Raw genomic sequence first — 15,307 nt, forward strand, 5'->3', positions numbered from 1 at the left:
ATGAGGGTAGATTTGCCCGCATTGGGGCGGCCTACCACCGCCAGCTTCAGCGGCGCGGCGGCCACTTCCTCAGGCGTCGGCTCGGCCTGCGTCTCTTCCTCAAACGCATCTTCGGGCGGCAACCCCACGTGCTTGACGATGGCCTGATACAGGTCCGCCATGCCCTCGCCGTGCTCGGCGGAGATGGCGATGGGCTCGCCCAGACCCAGCGCGAAGGCTTCATAGAAGCCCGCCTCGGCCATCCGGCTCTCAGCCTTGTTGGCCAGAAGCAGCACCGGCTTGTCCTGCGCCCGCAGCCAGTCGGCGAAGTGCCGGTCCAGCGGCGTCAGTCCGGCGCGGGCGTCGATCACCATCAGCGCCAGATCGGCGGTGTCGAGCGCGGCCTCGGTCTGGGCGCGCATGCGCCCGGCCAGCGAAGTCGCCTCCGCCTCTTCCAGCCCGGCCGTATCGACAATGGTGAACTCAAGGTCGAACAGCGAGCCGTCGCCTTCGCGCCGGTCGCGCGTGACGCCGGGCGTGTCATCGACAAGCGCCAGCCTTTTGCCAACCAGTCGGTTGAACAGGGTAGACTTGCCGACGTTCGGGCGGCCAATGATGACAATCGTGGGTTTGTGACGCTCTTGCATGGCCCTGTGCTTAACCGGGCGCAGCCACAAGAGCAATCACGCCCATTCAGCGAAACGCAGTAATTCGCCCGTCGTTCGTCATGATGTAGAGGTTATTGTTCGCAACCACCGGCGGCAGGTAGCTGCCCTCACCCAGTTTCTCGACCGAGATCAGCTCGCCCGTATAGGGGGAAGCTGTCGCGACGAAGCCGTTGGACGAGGTGAGAATCAGCCGGTCGCCCGCCAGAACGGGGCCGTTCCAGGTCACCAGACCCTTCTGGTCCTCCACGTCCGTGTAGCGCTGCAGCTGGGTCAGCCAGCGCACGCGGCCCTCGCCGCGGGTCAGGCAGACCAGCTCGCCCTCGTTGGTGACGGTATAGACGAAGTCGCCCGCCACCCACGGCGTCTGCACGCCGCCAAGGTTGACTTCCCAGATGCGCTGGCCGGTGGTCAGTTCCAGCGAGACCATGCGCCCGCCGTTGCCGATGGCGAACACGCGGCCACGATCGATGACCGGGGAGGCGTCGATGTCCAGCAGCGAACCGATGGCGGTGGTGCGGCCCGTGCGGGTCAGCAGCTCCTGCCAGGTCACGCGGCCGTTCTCGACGCGCAGCGCGGTCAGCTCGCCCGAGGAGTAGCCCACCACCAGCGTGTCGGCGGAAACCGCCGGAGCGCCGGTGCCGAGGATGCTGGCGTTCTCGACGATGCCGGTGGCATCCCACTGCACCTCGCCGTTCTCCGCATTGAGCGCGAACAGCTGGTTGTCGAAGGTCACGACGAAAGCCCGGCCGCCGACGAACGTCGGTGCGCCGCGGAACGGAGACTGCAGGTCCACCTGCCACAGCTTCTCGCCGTCCTGCGCGTTCAGCGCCGCAACGAAGCCATAGCCCGAAGTCACCACCAGCTTGCCGTTGTCGTAGGCAACGCCGCCGCCGAAGGCGAGGCGCTTGCTCTCCTTGCGCGGCAGGGTCACGCTCCACAGCTTGCGGCCGGTGTCGGCGTCCAGCGCCTGCACGGTCGCCTCGGTGTCGATGGTGAACAGCTTGCCGTCCGCCACGATGGGCGCGGCCAGCAGATAGGCGGTGCGGCTGGTGCCCTTGCCCACCGAAACCGACCACGCCTTGTTCAGCGTGCCCGGCAGGGCGAGGTGGTGCATGGCCTTGGCCGGAGCGCCGCCCGGCTGTGCCCAGTTCGGGTTGGCCAGCGGTGCGGGCAGCGTCACCTTCAGGTCGGCGATGGCCGGATCGGTTTCCAGCTGCTGCTCGAACGCCAGCACGGGAATGCGCTCGCCCGGCAGGCGATTCTTGTCCTTGTTGCCGCCGCCGCTGCAAGCGGCCAGCGCCGCCAGGGCGACAAGCGAAACGGTGGTACGAATGAACTGCATCAATTGGACTCCGGCTCGGCGGTCTTGTCGGCGGCCGGCGCAGCAGGGGGCGCTGCGGGAGCGGCGGCGGGCGCATCGGTCTGCGCGGCGGCATCGGTTTCGGCGTCGGCGGCCTTGCCGTCAGCCGCTTTGGCAGCAGCAGCGGCGGCCTCTGCTTCCGTTTCCGGCAGCATGGAGGTCATCTGCGAGGCCCGGGCGCGCAGGGAGGGCGAAACCTCCGCATTGCCCGCAATGGCTTCGAACAGGGCGCGGGCCAGCTGCGGCTGGCCGGAATCGAGGTAGGCGACGGCCAGCAGCTCACCGGCCGGACCGAACCAGGGCGTGCCGTCCTGCGCCAGCGGCTTCAGCTTCTCGATGGCCTGCTCGGGCGTCAGGGCGTCGTACTGCAGCTGCACGGCGCGGAAGCCGGCCAGCTGGCGGAACGGCTCGGCGAGGGAGTTGTCCGCCGCAATCGCCTCATAGGCACTGATCGCCTTTTCCGTCTCGTTGGCGCGCACGAACTGGGAGGCCTCGGCCAGGCGCGCCAGTGCCTTGATGCCGTCCGTGCCTTCACCGGCCAGTGCCTGCAACTCCGGCAGGGCCTTGTCGGTCTCGCCCGCGTTCAGCAGCTGAACCGCGCGGGCCAGCCGGTCTGACTGCTGATCGACGGCTTCCTTGCGCTGCTCCGCCCAGTACAGAAAGGCAGCCAGCGCGATCAGGAACGCGCCGATGGCAATGAGCATCCAGCGGCCATAGCGCCGCCACAGGTTCGCCAGCTGGTCGCGGCGGAGGTCTTCGTCCACCTCGCGCAGAAAGGCTTCGCCTTGATCGCCCGTTTGGTCCTTGGCCACGCGTGTCCCCTGATCTCAAGAATATTCCGTTGCAGATTAGTAGCGGCTCGTCACTTTCGCGCAAGCGATTCAGCAGGGATCTGGTACAGGTTGTCTTCGCCGGGGAACGACCGGTCGCGCACGGCCTCCGCATAGGCTTTGGCGGCCCCTTCGATCTGCTCGGCCAGATTGTGGAAGCGGCGAACGAAGCGCGGCACCCGGTCGAATAGCCCCAGCATGTCCTCCGCCACCAGCACCTGCCCATCGCACGCCGCGCTCGCGCCGATTCCAATCGTCACGGCCGAAATCGCGTTGGTGATCTCCACCGCCAGCGGCTCGACGACGCCCTCGATCACCACCGAGAATGCGCCTGCATCCGAAATCGCCTTGGCATCGCGCAGAATCTTCGCCTGCTCGGCCTCAGACTTGCCGCGTGCGCCATAGCCGCCCAGCGCGTTGACCGCCTGCGGCGTCAGGCCCACGTGGCCCACCACCGGAATGCCTCGCTCAACGAGGAACCGCACGGTCGGGGCCATGGCCTCGCCGCCTTCCAGCTTCACGCCCGCCGCGCCGGTTTCCTTCAGCACGCGCGCCGCCGTCGCGAACGCCTGCTCCGGGCTCGCCTCGTAGCTGCCGAACGGCAGGTCGATGATGACCACCGAATGATACGAGCCGCGCACCACCGCCGCGCCGTGGTTGATCATCATCTCCAGCGTCACCGGCACGGTGGAGGGCAGTCCGTAGATCACCTGTCCAAGGCTGTCGCCCACCAGCAGCATGTCGCAATGCGGGTCGAAAAGCTGGGCATACCGCGCCGTGTAGGCGGTCAGCATCACCACCGGCTCCTTGCCCTTGCGCGCGGCGATCGCCGGCACCGACAGCCGCCGCATCGGCGCCGGCGTCGGGTTGGCGCGCGAGGTCGAGGTATCGAGGGTGTAGGTCGTGGACATGCTTTACTCCCGTTGTCCGCTTACGGCCGACGGGTAGCGATACCCCACTCGGCCGATCGGGGCCACACCCTTAGCGTCTGTAGGCCGTTCACCTCAAGGCTGGCGGGCGTAAACTTGCTGCCCGTTAATGAAGGTGTAGCGCACCTGCGCCAGCCTGCGGATGTCCTCCGCCGGGTCGCCGTCCACCATCAGAAAGGTCGCAATATCGCCAACCCGAAGCACACCTTCAATCCACCAGGTTAGCTCCCAGTCCCTTGGAACTTTGTAAGGCCCCTTAAACGTCATCGCTGGGTTTTTGGTGAGAGAGGCAAGAATCTGCTGGAAGCTGAGGCCTGCCGCCTGCATGGCCAGATACTCGTTTGTAGGATCATATTCGGGCATATAACCCGCATCCGTGCCGAACAGGATGCGCCCGCCCGCCTTGGCGAAGGACCGCACCTGTTGGGCGCTGACCTCACGGAAGTGCTTGGCCATTGCGTCGTCGCCGGTCTTGGCGGCTTCGTAGTCCCACAGTGCTAAAGTCGGCACCAGCGCCATATTCGCCGCCACCATGCGCTTTACCAGCGCGTCATCCCATGGCCCGCCGATGGGCGCAGTATGCAGTAATACATCCACGCCGCCCTCCAAAGCCAACTCAACACCCTCCCGATTGGTGGGATGTGCCAACACCAGCTTGTCAAGTGAATGAGCCTTGCTAGTAACGGCCTGTATCGTCTCGAGTGGCATGGCCGGGTATGGCTTCTCTTCGGTCAGCGAGACGGTCATTAACTTAAGAACATTAGCCCCAAGTTCTATCCATGCGCCGGCAGCCACTCGCCCTTCCATGGCACCCTCGAGTTCAACGAACTTGACGTCCTTAGCGTAAAATGGCGTGCCGTTGGGCGGCACAAACGGCACGTATGCGCTCAATATGGCGGGCCCCGTGAAGGCCTGTGCCTTGAGCGCTTTTTGAATCGGCACGGTACTGCGGGGGTCCGAACCGGTATCGATCAAAGCCACGAAACCATAGCGGACAAACATTTCGTCCAGTTGCGATTCCCAATAAAAATCTTCGTTAATCTGCTCGGGCACATTTGCCAGGTGCGGGTCCATCAAATGGATATGAGAATTCCAGAAGCCGGACAGGATGGCCGCGCCCTCGCACGGGGTGACGGTCAGGCCCTCGGGAACCTGCACCGCGGCATCCGGTCCCATCGCGGCAATCTCGCCATTCTTAACGACCAGCGTCCCGCCTCTGATCGGCGGAAGATCGGCATCATGGTAGATGATACATCCTGTAAACGCCTCGTTCACAATTGAAGGATGACTGGCCCATGAGCTTGCCATACCGAACGGCAGCAGTGCGGCCGTCAGCACCGCCTGCCGTACAGTGCTTAATCCTTTGAACTTCACTCTTGCCGCCCCTCTCTGGCACCCCACGCAACACAGCCTAGCACTAACGCACGAGTAAAGCTGCTTTAGTTGAATGCCACCTTCCTTCCTGCTCTGATATGCTAAGGCACGCTCATGATGTTCGATTTGCAAGACAAGCTGGCCCTCGTCACCGGCGCAAGCCGGGGTCTGGGCTTCGAGATGGCGCGCGGGCTTTATCAGGCAGGCGCGCGGGTCATCCTGCACGGGCGGGACCGGGCGGCGCTGGAAGCCGCCGCCGCCGCGCTCGATCCTTCGGGCGAGCGGGTTCATCCATGGTGCATGGATCTGGCTGATCTGAACGGCTTCGAGGCTTCCGTGGAAAGCCTCCTCGCCGCCCATGGCCCGGTCGGGATTCTGGTGAACAACGCGGGCGTCCGCGCTCGCGGGAAGCTGGAAGACTTGCCCCTCACCGACGTTCAGGGGCTCATCAACGTCGATCTGATCGCCCCTCTCCACCTCTCCCGCCTTGTGGCCCGGCACATGCAGCCGGGCGGGCGCATCATCAACATCACCTCGATTGCGGGCATGATCGCCCGGTCGGGCGACGCCGCCTACACCGCCGCCAAGGGCGGGCTCGCCGGGCTGACCAAGGCGCTGGCCGCCGAACTCGGCGAGCGGGGCATCACCGTCAACGCCGTCGCCCCCGGTTTCTTCGCCACCGAAGCCAACGCCGAGATGGTGGCCGATGAAACCCTCAACGCCTGGCTCGGCAAGCGCACGTCCCTCGGCCGCTGGGGAGAGCCAAGGGAAATCGCGGGCGCGGTCGTCTTCCTCGCCTCGCCCGCCGCGTCCTACATCACCGGCCACCTGCTGCCGGTGGACGGCGGATACCTGTCGCACTTCTGAGGGGCTGCCGCCTTACGCCTTGTGACGGATGAGCGCCGCCATCGCCAGTTGGCCCAGCACCAGCAGGTCCGGCAGGGTGGCGCCATCCCGGGCCTGCACCGCCATGCCCTGCAGCACGGCCGTCACATACTGCGCCAGCCCGGCGGCGTACGTCTCCGGGCGCAACTGCCCCTCCGCCACGCCGCGCGCGATCCGCGCCTCGAACAGCCTCACCCGCTCGTGGCGCAGGGTTGCCACGTGGCGCGCCACCTCCACGCTCTCCACCGCGCAGCCGGTCAGCGCCGTTGCCACCATGCACCCCTTGGGCCGGCCGGGCCTGGTGTAGGCCTGCGCGGCCTCCAGAAACATCCGCTCGAAGGCATCCAGAACGTCCGCTTCCCGCGCCAGCGCGGCGCAGAGGAACCCCGCAACCTCGGTTTCGAACCAGTCCAGCGCTTCGGCATAAAGCCGGGCCTTTGACTGGAAGGCGGCATAAAGGCTCTGCGGGGATATCCCCATCGCCTCGGTCAGGTCCGCGATGGACGCGCCCTCATATCCCAGCTGCCAGAAGGTCTCCGCCGCAATCGCCAGCGCGGCGGCGCGATTGAACGCCCTCGGCCGCCCCGGACCTCGTCCGGAAGAGCCTTTTCCGGGCGCCTCAGCAATTTCCATAACGCTCACTCTGTAATTCGGAACGCCCCGTAAATTCGGGATCGTTCACTCCGGAATTAACAATGAGCGTCCGGCATTACCACAATGAGCGTTCCATATGCGGACAAATCTTGTGGATAAGTCCTTTGCCACCGCTCACACCCGCCAGAAGTCCGCCGCGCCTTCCGGCAGCGTGGCAAGCACCCGGTCGAACCGCCTCGCATCCACGTGGCGGCGCAGCGCCTCCGCCACATCGCGGATGCAGGTCTCCGGCGCGAGGTTGTGATCCCGGCGCAGGGCTTGAGCCTCCCGCGTCATCTCTGCGCGGGAGCCGAAGGGGCGCTGCGGCTCCTCCACATCCCAGTCATCAATGAAGATCGCCCGCAACAGGGGTGGCAGCACAGCGGCAAAGCGGATGGCATCCTTCAGGCTCAGCCGACGCCGGAAGACCTGAAAGACGCCCTGCACCATCGTATAGGTGGGGTTGCGGGTGGCGAGGCCGGAGACATCCCGCGCGTCCCGCAGAAACGCCTCAAACGCGTCCCCCGCGTGTTGAAGCTCCATCGGAATGGTCATGACCTCCCCCTTGCGCACTGTCTGGCTGGGGAGACCATAGCACCGCACCACTCAGCCGAGGAACGCTCTTACCTGCGCCGCCGCGTTCTGCCAGTCGAGGCCCCGCTGGGTCAGCCATGCATCATCGTAGTAGGTGGTGGCGTAGCGCTCGCCGCCATCGCACAGCAGGGTGACGATGCTGCCGGTCTCGCCCTTTGCGCACATCTCGTCGGCAAGGATCATGCAGGCCCACAGGTTGGTACCGGTCGAGCCGCCCACGCGCCGCCCCAGTGTGTCTGACAGCGCCCGCATCGCGCCGATGCTTTCGGCATCCTCCACCGCCATCATCCGGTCGATGACACCGCGCACGAAGCTAGGCTCCACGCGCGGCCGCCCTATGCCCTCGATGCACGAGCAGCAGCCTTCCGGCAGCAGCGTGACGTCAGGGTCGGCATAGTGGCGATGGAAGACGGAGTGAACCGGGTCCGCCACGCACAGGCGGGTGGCATGGCGGCGATAGCGGATGAACCGGCCGATGGTGGCCGAGGTGCCGCCCGTGCCCGCGCCGCTCACCACCCAGGCGGGAATGGGGTGCTCTTCCTGCGCCATCTGAGCAAAGATGCTCTCGGCGATGTTGTTGTTGCCGCGCCAGTCGGTTGCGCGCTCGGCATAGGTGAACTGGTCGATGTAATGCCCGCCCGTCTCCGCCGCCAGCCGCTGGGCGACGTCATAGACCGTGCGCGGGTCGTCCACTGTGTGGATCTCCCCGCCTTGAAACCGGATCGCGTCCAGCTTGGGCTCGGCGGTGGAAGCCGGCACCACCGCAATGAAGCGCAGGCCCAGCATGCGGGCGAAGTAGGCTTCCGAGACCGCCGTCGAGCCCGAAGACGCTTCGATCACGCAGGTGTCCGGCCCGATCCACTCGTTGCACAGCGCATACAGGAACAGGGAGCGCGCCAGCCGGTGCTTGAGGCTGCCGGTCGGGTGAGAGCTTTCGTCTTTCAGGTACAGCGTAATGCCGGGGTGGTTCGGCAGCGGCATCCGGATCAGATGAGTGTCGGCAGAGCGGTTGTAATCCGCCTCAATCTTGCGGATTGCCTCTTGCAGCCACGCGCGGGACGTCATTGGAGCACCTCAACTCTATCCAATACGCCCTGCTTATACCGCCAAGCCACGCTTCTGAAACAAAATTGCCGCCTGTCCTGGTCAGAGGTGCTTCACCTCAAGCGTGCCGCCCCACTTGTCGTTCAGGTAGTCGCACACGAACTGCCGGTGGCAGTGATGCGGCTTAGCCTCGGCGCAGAGCAGGCAGGAGCCGTTGAACAGCGCGGGCTTGAGCTTCTTCTCGATCTGCCGCTCGGCCATCAAACCGAGAAACCGCTCGCGGAAGACCCGCCAGTCGTTCTTCTTCTTCCTGAAGTCGGACATAATCTCTTCGGTCGGGGCCAACAGCGGCTCATGCACGTAGTCTACATCGCACAGCGCACGCAGGAAGTAGGCCAGATCGTCCGCCTTGGCGAACCCGGCCAGTTGCGAGGTGTTGTGCAGCCGCACGTCCACCACCTTGCCGACTCCGGACTCCCGGATGCGCCCGAAGAAATGCTCGGCGCTGGACTGGGTGAACCCGATGGTCGCAACCCTGATCTTCATGGCATCTTCCCCGTGCTGCCTTATCCGCTAGAAACGCAACAGGCGGCGAAGCTGTCCGCTTACGCCGCCTGCAACGGTTTACCTGCTGTCAGGTGTGAGGGATCAGCCTCACTCCCACTCGATCGTTCCCGGCGGCTTCGAGGTGTAGTCGTAGACCACGCGGTTGATGCCCTTCACCTCGTTGACGATGCGGGTCGCCACCCGAGACAGGAACGCTGCATCGAACGGGTAGATGTCGGCGGTCATGCCGTCGGTCGAGGTCACGGCGCGCAGGGCGCACACGCTGTCGTAGGTGCGGCTGTCGCCCATCACGCCCACGGTCTTGACCGGCAGCAGCACGGCAAAGGCCTGCCAGATGGCGTCATAGAGGCCCGCCTTGCGGATTTCCTCAAGATAGATGGCGTCCGCCTTGCGCAGGATATCGCAGCGCTCCTTGGTCACCTCGCCCGGAATGCGGATCGCAAGACCCGGCCCCGGGAACGGATGGCGGCCAACAAACTGCTCCGGTAGGCCCAGCTCACGGCCCAGCTCGCGCACTTCGTCCTTGAACAACTCGCGCAGCGGCTCGACCAGCTTCAGCTTCATGAAGTCTGGCAGGCCACCCACGTTGTGGTGCGACTTGATGGTCACGGACGGACCGCCGGTGAAGGAGACGCTCTCGATCACGTCCGGGTACAGCGTACCCTGCGCGAGGAACTCGGCGCCCTCGATCTTCTTGGCTTCTGCATCGAACACGTCGATGAACGCCTTGCCGATGAACTTGCGCTTGGCTTCCGGATCGGTCACGCCCGCAAGACCGCCAAGGAACATGTCCTCAGCGCTCACGTGGATCAGCGGAATATGGTAGTGCTCGCGGAACAGGCTGACGACCTGCTCGGCCTCGCCCGAGCGCATCAGGCCGTGATCCACAAACACGCAGGTCAGCTGGTCGCCGATGGCTTCGTGAATGAGAACGGCAGCTACCGCCGAGTCGACACCGCCCGACAGGCCGCAGATCACCTTGCCCGAACCGACCTGTTCGCGGATCTCGGCCTTCTTGGTCTCGCGGAAGGAAGCCATGGTCCAGGTGCCCTCGCACCCGGCAATGTGCCGCACGAAGTTGCAGATCAGCTTCGCGCCGTCCGGCGTGTGCGCCACTTCCGGGTGGAACTGCACCGCGTAGATGCGCTTCTCGTCGTTGGCGATGGCGGCGTAGGGCGCGCCCTCGGTCACGGCGACCGCACGGAAGCCTTCCGGCAGGCTGTCCACACGGTCACCGTGGGACATCCAAACCTGATGCTTCTCGCCCTTCTTCCAGAGGCCGTTGAACAGGCTGCAGTCGTCCACGATCTCGATGAACGCGCGGCCGAACTCCCGGTGGTCGGACGGCGTGACCGACCCGCCCAGCTGGGCACAGATGGTTTGCTCGCCGTAGCAGATGCCCATGATGGGCAGGCCCGAGGCGAACACCGCTTCCGGCGCGCGGGGGGTGGACACTTCCGTCACCGACGCGGGGCCGCCGGAGAGGATGATTCCCTTCGGCTTCAGGCGGGCCAGAGCGGCCTCCCCCTGATGGAAGGGAACGACTTCGGAATAGACCCCGGCCTCGCGCACGCGACGCGCAATCAGCTGCGTCACCTGGCTGCCGAAATCGAGGATGAGAATGGTTTCATTGGGCTGCATGACGGGCATTTAGCGGCGCTCGTGCCCCAAGTCCAGTGCGCCCGAACGCATGGCAGGCGTTACTTTGAAGCAGGCCTCCCCAAGCCGGCCATAAAAGCCGCTGGGCGGAGAACATCGCGCCAAAAGAAAAGGGCGGCCCCGAAGGACCGCCCCATTCCCGAAATCGGCTCGTGCTTGAAAGCGCTTATTCAGCAGCTTCCAGCTCGGCGTCCTGCTCAGCGGTCGGGCCGCTGTCCTGGCCCTTCGCCGAGACGTCGCGATCGACGAACTCGATGATTGCCATCGGAGCGGCGTCGGAAGCGCGCAGGCCGGCCTTCAGAACGCGGATGTAACCACCGTTACGCTCTGCGTAGCGCGGGCCCAGCACGTCGAACAGCTTCTCGACCTGCTTCAGGTCGGCCAGACGGGCAATGGCGAGACGACGGTTGGCGAGGCCACCGTGCTTTGCCAGGGTCACCAGTTTCTCAACGTACGGACGCAGTTCGCGTGCCTTCGCCAGGGTGGTGGTGATCTGCTCGTGCTTGATCAGGGCAGCAGCCATGTTCTTGAACATAGCAGCGCGGTGGCTGGAAGTACGGCCGAGCTTACGGCCAGCAACGCCATGACGCATTGGTCTCTCTCCGTTTGTTCGCGGGGCCGTGTGAGGTACCCCGGACCAGGCCTGGCGGGATCAGGCCCATTTCTTGTTTCATGTGCCCCGCTTGCGGAAAGGCCGGCTCCAACCTGAGGCTGGCATGCCGGCCGTCCCTGTATCTGCTGCCCGACGCCTTAGCCCTTCAGGGCTTCCGCGTCCAGCTGGATCAGTATTCCTGTTCCAGCTTCTTGGCGAGATCTTCGATGTTCTCCGGCGGCCAGCCAGGGATTTCCATGCCGAGGCGCAGGCCCATGCTGGCAAGGACTTCCTTGATCTCGTTGAGCGACTTGCGGCCGAAGTTCGGCGTGCGCAGCATCTCGGCTTCGGTCTTCTGGACCAGATCGCCGATGTAGATGATGTTGTCGTTCTTGAGGCAGTTGGCCGAACGGACCGACAGCTCCAGCTCGTCCACCTTCTTGAGGAGGTACTTGTTGAGAGTCGGCTTCTCTTCTTCCGGCTTCGCGGCAACAGCCTTCGGCTCTTCGAAGTTGATGAAGAGCTGCAGCTGGTCCTGAAGGATACGGGCGGCATAGGCCACTGCATCTTCCGGAGTCACCGTGCCGTCGGTTTCAACGGTCATGGTGAGCTTGTCGTAGTCCAGTTCCTGGCCGACGCGGGTGTTCTCGACCTTGTACGCCACCTGGCGCACCGGCGAGTACAGGGCATCGATCGGAATGAGGCCGATCGGCGCGTCAACCGGACGGTTGGCGGCGGCCGGGACATAGCCCTTGCCGGTTTCCACCGTCAGTTCCATGTTGAGCGTCGCGCCCTGGTCCAGCGTGCAGATCACCAGATCCGGGTTCATGATCTCGACGTTGGCGACCGCCGTGATCTGGCCAGCCTTGACCTCGCCCGGGCCGGTTGCAGTCAGGTGCAGGCGCTTGGTGCCTTCCTGCTGAACCTTAACGGCAAGCTGTTTCACGTTCAGGACGATGTCCGTCACGTCTTCGCGAACGCCGGGGATGGAGGAGAACTCGTGCAGAACGCCGTCAATACGGAGCGCCGTTACAGCAGCGCCCTGGAGCGACGACAGCAGCACCCGACGAAGCGAATTGCCGAGAGTCAGACCGAAGCCACGCTCGAGCGGTTCGGCAACGAAGGTCACCTTGCGAGCCGCATCGACAGCTTCTTTGACTTCGAGCTTGTTGGGCTTCTTCAGCTCCTGCCAGTTCTTTGCGATCACGGGTGCACCCCTTAGCTCTTAATATCTCAAGCGGCCGACGCCATCGCCGGCCGCTCCCTGCAAGCTCAACAGTCGCCGCGGATTAGACGCGGCGGCGCTTCGGCGGACGGCAGCCGTTGTGCGGAATCGGCGTCACGTCGCGGATCGAAGTGATGGTGAAACCAACGGCCTGAAGCGCGCGCAGAGCCGATTCGCGGCCCGAACCCGGACCACGCACCATGACGTCCAGAACCCGAACGCCGTGCTCCTGGGCCTTGCGGCCTGCGTCTTCGGCGGCAACCTGAGCGGCATACGGGGTCGACTTGCGCGAACCCTTGAAGCCCATCATGCCCGAGGACGACCATGCGATCGCGTTGCCCTGGGCATCGGTGATCGTGATCATGGTGTTGTTGAAGGAGGCGTTCACATGTGCGACGCCGTTGGTGATGTTCTTCCGCTCGCGGCGCTTAACGCGGGTGGTATCACGTGCCATTCTATAAATCCTTTACGGCCAGCTTACTTCTTCTTGCCGGCGATCGGCTTCGCCTTACCCTTGCGGGTGCGGGCATTCGTGTGAGTGCGCTGACCGCGGACCGGCAGGCCCTTACGGTGACGCAGACCACGGTAGCAAGCCAGGTCCATCAGACGCTTGATGTTCATTGCGACTTGGCGGCGAAGGTCACCTTCCACCGTGTAGCCAGCATCGATAATTTCACGGATCTGGAGAATTTCCGAGTCGGACAACTCGTTCACGCGGCGCTCCCGCGGAAACTTCATCTTCTCGCAGATCTCCTTGGCCTTTGCAGGGCCAATGCCGTGGATGTAGGTCAACGCGATCTCGACCCGCTTGTTGGTCGGAATGTTGACACCTGCAATACGCGCCACGTTTGATCTCCTCGTTCAACCCCGTCTGCGGGGCCATCACCCGCGTTGGGCACGCGTTAAGTTTTTGTCAAGCCGATTCGGGAAGGCGGGGATTATAGGAAGGCACCAGCCCCCGTCAATCACGGAATCGATTCAGTTCTTACCATTCAAGATCGTTACGATCTCGGAATAGACATCGTCTATGTCCGCCATCCCGTCGATCTCACGCAGAAGGCCCTTCTCCCGATAGTAGTTCGAGATCGGAGCAGTCTTCTCACGGTACTCAGCCATACGCTTGCGTACCGTCTCTTCGTTATCGTCAGGCCGCCGCTTGAACTCGGTCGATGCGCACGAATCGCAGACGCCCGGAGTCACCGGCTGCTTGAACTTGTCGTGGTAGCCCGCGCCGCACTTGGAGCAGGAGAAGCGGCCGGTGACGCGCTCAACCAGCGCATCCTCGTCCACCGCCAGCTCGATGACGTGCGCGAGCGTCAGACCCTTGGTTGCCAGCATGGCATCCAGGGCATCCGCCTGCGCAGTCGTGCGCGGGAAACCGTCAAAAATCACGCCTGCCTTGGTGTCCGGCTGCTCCAGCCGGTCGGCGATCAGCGCGACGATGATATCGTCCGACACCAGTTGCCCGGCGTCCATCACGGCCTTGGCCTGCAGCCCGACCGGCGTCCCGGCGGCGACTGCTGCGCGCAGCATGTCGCCGGTCGAGAGCTGAACCATGCCACGCTCAGCCTGAAGGCGCTGAGCCTGAGTGCCCTTGCCGGCACCCGGCGGCCCAAGAAGGATGATGTTCACTTACTTACGCCCCCCGCGCAGCTTGGCCTTCTTGATCAGCCCTTCGTACTGATGGGCGAGCATATGGCCGTGAACTTGCGCAACCGTATCCATCGTCACGTTGACGACAATGAGCAAGCTGGTGCCGCCGAAGTAGAAGCCGACGCCCATCTCGGCGATCAGCCATTCCGGCAACAGACAGATGATGGTCAGGTACGCTGCGCCGACAACCGTGATACGGGTCAGCACATGGTCAAGATATTCGGCGGTCCGTTGGCCCGGACGGATGCCCGGAATAAAGCCACCGTAGCGCTTCAGGTTGTCTGCGGTCTCCTCCGGGTTGAACACAACCGCGGTGTAGAAGAAGCAGAAGAAGATGATGCCGGCGGCATACAGCGCCATGTACAGCGGCTGACCGTGACCAAGCATGGTCGTGATGGTCTGGAACCAGCTGTTGCTGGAGCCCGCACCGAACTGGGCCAGCGTCAGCGGCAGCATGAGCAGCGACGAGGCGAAGATCGGCGGGATGACGCCCGCAGTGTTCAGCTTCAGCGGCAGGTGCGACGTGTCGCCCTGGAACATCTTGTTGCCCACCTGGCGCTTCGGATACTGAATCAAGATCCTGCGCTGGGCGCGTTCCATGAAGACGATCCCGTAGACCACCACAATGGCCATCACGAAGATGGCAATGATGGTGAACGGAGACATTGCGCCAGTACGGCCAAGCTCGAACAGCTGGGCAATCGCACCGGGCAGAGCCGCCACGATACCGGCCATGATGATGAGAGAAATACCGTTGCCGATGCCACGGCTGGTGATCTGCTCGCCCAGCCACATCAGGAACAGCGTACCGCCAATCAGAGTGATGACGGTGGAAATCCGGAAGAACCAGCCCGGATCGATCACGGCCGAGATGCCTTGGCTTGCGCCCATGCTCTCGAGACCGATCGCGATGCTGTAACCCTGCACAGCCGTCAGGGCCACCGTACCGATACGGGTGTACTGGTTAATCTTCTTGCGCCCGCTCTCGCCTTCCTTCTTCAAAGCCGCCATGGAGGGCGACAGGGAGGTGAGCAGCTGAACGATGATCGACGCCGTGATGTACGGCATGATGTTCAGCGCAATGATCGACATGCGCTCCAGAGCGCCGCCAGAGAACAGGTTGAGCATGCCAAGCATGCCGCCTGCGTGCTGCTGGTACAGCTGCTCTAGAGCCACAGGATCGATTCCGGGCAGCGGCACGAACGTGCAGAGCCGGAAGATGATCAGCGCACCCAGTGTGAACCAGATGCGCTGCTTCAGCTCAGTCGCCTTCGAGAAGGCGCCAAAGTTGATATTTGCCGCCAGTTGCTCGGCT

17 protein-coding genes are annotated in these 15,307 nt (G+C 64.1%); 1 reads left to right on the plus strand and 16 read right to left on the minus strand.

Features of this window, described 5'->3' with window-relative positions; translation table 11 throughout:
* The 5 genes from VIG90_RS12540 to VIG90_RS12560 all read right to left on the minus strand — a co-directional run.
* On the minus strand, positions 1 to 626 hold a 626-nt coding region (locus tag VIG90_RS12540), incomplete at its 3' end, for a GTPase (protein ID WP_331593860.1).
* A gap of 46 nt (positions 627 to 672) precedes the next feature.
* Positions 673 to 1,989, minus strand: a complete 1,317-nt coding sequence (locus VIG90_RS12545; RefSeq protein WP_331593861.1) for a PQQ-binding-like beta-propeller repeat protein — start codon at positions 1,987 to 1,989, stop codon at positions 673 to 675.
* The gene (locus VIG90_RS12550; protein ID WP_331593862.1) at positions 1,989 to 2,819 is read right to left on the minus strand and encodes a tetratricopeptide repeat protein; all 831 of its coding nucleotides are present in this window, start codon (positions 2,817 to 2,819) and stop codon (positions 1,989 to 1,991) included. The genes VIG90_RS12545 and VIG90_RS12550 overlap by 1 nt, the downstream gene beginning before the upstream one ends.
* Before the next feature lie 50 nt (positions 2,820 to 2,869).
* On the minus strand, positions 2,870 to 3,748 hold the full coding sequence (gene panB / locus VIG90_RS12555; protein WP_331593863.1) for a 3-methyl-2-oxobutanoate hydroxymethyltransferase: 879 nt from the start codon (positions 3,746 to 3,748) through the stop codon (positions 2,870 to 2,872).
* A 93-nt stretch (positions 3,749 to 3,841) separates the two neighbouring features.
* Entirely contained in the window at positions 3,842 to 5,140 is a 1,299-nt protein-coding gene (locus VIG90_RS12560; RefSeq protein ID WP_331593864.1) for an amidohydrolase family protein, read from the minus strand.
* A 117-nt stretch (positions 5,141 to 5,257) separates the two neighbouring features.
* On the opposite strand from VIG90_RS12560, the gene VIG90_RS12565 reads away from it, so the two are divergent.
* Positions 5,258 to 6,007 (plus strand): SDR family oxidoreductase, encoded by a 750-nt coding sequence (locus VIG90_RS12565; RefSeq protein ID WP_331593865.1) that lies wholly within the window; start codon positions 5,258 to 5,260, stop codon positions 6,005 to 6,007.
* 12 nt (positions 6,008 to 6,019) lie between these two features.
* Here the strand turns inward: VIG90_RS12565 and VIG90_RS12570 are convergent, their stop codons facing one another.
* The 11 genes from VIG90_RS12570 to secY form a co-directional block, all read right to left on the minus strand.
* The gene (locus VIG90_RS12570) at positions 6,020 to 6,658 is read right to left on the minus strand and encodes a TetR/AcrR family transcriptional regulator (protein ID WP_331593866.1); all 639 of its coding nucleotides are present in this window, start codon (positions 6,656 to 6,658) and stop codon (positions 6,020 to 6,022) included.
* Between the two features lie 135 nt (positions 6,659 to 6,793).
* The gene (locus VIG90_RS12575) at positions 6,794 to 7,213 is read right to left on the minus strand and encodes a DUF2267 domain-containing protein (RefSeq protein ID WP_331593867.1); all 420 of its coding nucleotides are present in this window, start codon (positions 7,211 to 7,213) and stop codon (positions 6,794 to 6,796) included.
* Between the two features lie 51 nt (positions 7,214 to 7,264).
* Positions 7,265 to 8,317, minus strand: coding sequence for a PLP-dependent cysteine synthase family protein (locus VIG90_RS12580; protein WP_331593868.1), 1,053 nt, complete (start codon positions 8,315 to 8,317; stop codon positions 7,265 to 7,267).
* A gap of 81 nt (positions 8,318 to 8,398) precedes the next feature.
* The gene (locus VIG90_RS12585; protein ID WP_331593869.1) at positions 8,399 to 8,842 is read right to left on the minus strand and encodes a DUF488 domain-containing protein; all 444 of its coding nucleotides are present in this window, start codon (positions 8,840 to 8,842) and stop codon (positions 8,399 to 8,401) included.
* Between the two features lie 108 nt (positions 8,843 to 8,950).
* Positions 8,951 to 10,513 carry a glutamine-hydrolyzing GMP synthase gene (guaA, locus tag VIG90_RS12590; RefSeq protein WP_331593870.1) on the minus strand — a complete coding sequence of 521 codons (1,563 nt, stop codon included), beginning with the start codon at positions 10,511 to 10,513 and terminating at the stop codon, positions 8,951 to 8,953.
* A gap of 175 nt (positions 10,514 to 10,688) precedes the next feature.
* Positions 10,689 to 11,114 carry a 50S ribosomal protein L17 gene (gene rplQ, locus VIG90_RS12595; protein WP_331593871.1) on the minus strand — a complete coding sequence of 142 codons (426 nt, stop codon included), beginning with the start codon at positions 11,112 to 11,114 and terminating at the stop codon, positions 10,689 to 10,691.
* A 190-nt stretch (positions 11,115 to 11,304) separates the two neighbouring features.
* Positions 11,305 to 12,321, minus strand: a complete 1,017-nt coding sequence (locus VIG90_RS12600; protein WP_331593872.1) for a DNA-directed RNA polymerase subunit alpha — start codon at positions 12,319 to 12,321, stop codon at positions 11,305 to 11,307.
* A gap of 82 nt (positions 12,322 to 12,403) precedes the next feature.
* Complete coding sequence (gene rpsK / locus VIG90_RS12605) at positions 12,404 to 12,793, minus strand: 30S ribosomal protein S11 (RefSeq protein WP_331593873.1); 390 nt, start codon at positions 12,791 to 12,793, stop codon at positions 12,404 to 12,406.
* A gap of 23 nt (positions 12,794 to 12,816) precedes the next feature.
* The gene (gene rpsM, locus VIG90_RS12610; RefSeq protein WP_331593874.1) at positions 12,817 to 13,185 is read right to left on the minus strand and encodes a 30S ribosomal protein S13; all 369 of its coding nucleotides are present in this window, start codon (positions 13,183 to 13,185) and stop codon (positions 12,817 to 12,819) included.
* A gap of 132 nt (positions 13,186 to 13,317) precedes the next feature.
* A complete protein-coding gene (locus VIG90_RS12615) occupies positions 13,318 to 13,971 on the minus strand; it encodes an adenylate kinase (protein WP_331593875.1) in 654 nt (217 codons plus the stop codon).
* Positions 13,972 to 15,307, minus strand: a 1,336-nt coding sequence (secY, locus tag VIG90_RS12620; RefSeq protein WP_331593876.1) for a preprotein translocase subunit SecY, incomplete at its 5' end; no start/stop codon positions are given.

This window comes from Pedomonas sp. (assembly GCF_036515995.1).
Taxonomy (GTDB): Bacteria; Pseudomonadota; Alphaproteobacteria; order Sphingomonadales; family Sphingomonadaceae; genus Pedomonas.

Excerpts from the sequence above, each read along its gene's own strand:
- VIG90_RS12545 (WP_331593861.1), bottom strand. The coding sequence starts at position 1,989 with ATGCAGTTCATTCGTACCACCGTTTCGCTTGTCGCCCTGGCGGCGCTG.
- panB (WP_331593863.1), bottom strand. The coding sequence starts at position 3,748 with ATGTCCACGACCTACACCCTCGATACCTCGACCTCGCGCGCCAACCCG.
- VIG90_RS12565 (WP_331593865.1), top strand. The coding sequence starts at position 5,258 with ATGTTCGATTTGCAAGACAAGCTGGCCCTCGTCACCGGCGCAAGCCGG.
- VIG90_RS12570 (WP_331593866.1), bottom strand. The coding sequence starts at position 6,658 with ATGGAAATTGCTGAGGCGCCCGGAAAAGGCTCTTCCGGACGAGGTCCG.
- VIG90_RS12575 (WP_331593867.1), bottom strand. The coding sequence starts at position 7,213 with ATGACCATTCCGATGGAGCTTCAACACGCGGGGGACGCGTTTGAGGCG.
- VIG90_RS12580 (WP_331593868.1), bottom strand. The coding sequence starts at position 8,317 with ATGACGTCCCGCGCGTGGCTGCAAGAGGCAATCCGCAAGATTGAGGCG.
- VIG90_RS12585 (WP_331593869.1), bottom strand. The coding sequence starts at position 8,842 with ATGAAGATCAGGGTTGCGACCATCGGGTTCACCCAGTCCAGCGCCGAG.
- guaA (WP_331593870.1), bottom strand. The coding sequence starts at position 10,513 with ATGCCCGTCATGCAGCCCAATGAAACCATTCTCATCCTCGATTTCGGC.
- rplQ (WP_331593871.1), bottom strand. The coding sequence starts at position 11,114 with ATGCGTCATGGCGTTGCTGGCCGTAAGCTCGGCCGTACTTCCAGCCAC.
- rpsK (WP_331593873.1), bottom strand. The coding sequence starts at position 12,793 with ATGGCACGTGATACCACCCGCGTTAAGCGCCGCGAGCGGAAGAACATC.